Origin of the sequence: Achromobacter sp. SIMBA_011 (genome assembly GCF_046535435.1) — a bacterium.
In the GTDB taxonomy this organism is placed as follows: Bacteria; Pseudomonadota; Gammaproteobacteria; order Burkholderiales; family Burkholderiaceae_B; genus Achromobacter; species Achromobacter dolens.
The window spans coordinates 1-330 of the sequence record NZ_JAWRWN010000186.1 but is presented as its reverse complement, the minus strand read 5'-3'; the positions used below and the strand labels follow the sequence as shown (position 1 = coordinate 330).

General features: G+C 52.1%; 1 protein-coding gene. It reads left to right on the top strand.

The window, feature by feature from the left end; genetic code table 11:
• Positions 1–330: pyruvate formate lyase family protein (locus tag SB816_RS30500; protein ID WP_410548053.1), on the top strand; the 330-nt coding region annotated here is incomplete at both ends.

Sequence of the window (330 nt, the reverse complement as noted above, 5' to 3'; positions counted from 1 at the left end):
ACGGTCTGGCTATCGACTTCGAAATCGAAGGCGAATACCCGCAGTTTGGTAACAATGATCCGCGTGTAGATGACCTGGCTGTTGACCTGGTAGAACGTTTCATGAAGAAAATTCAGAAACTGCACACCTACCGTGACGCTATCCCGACTCAGTCTGTTCTGACCATCACTTCTAACGTTGTGTATGGTAAGAAAACGGGTAACACCCCAGACGGTCGTCGTGCTGGCGCGCCGTTCGGACCGGGTGCTAACCCGATGCACGGTCGTGACCAGAAAGGTGCAGTAGCCTCTCTGACTTCCGTTGCTAAACTGCCGTTTGCTTACGCTAAAG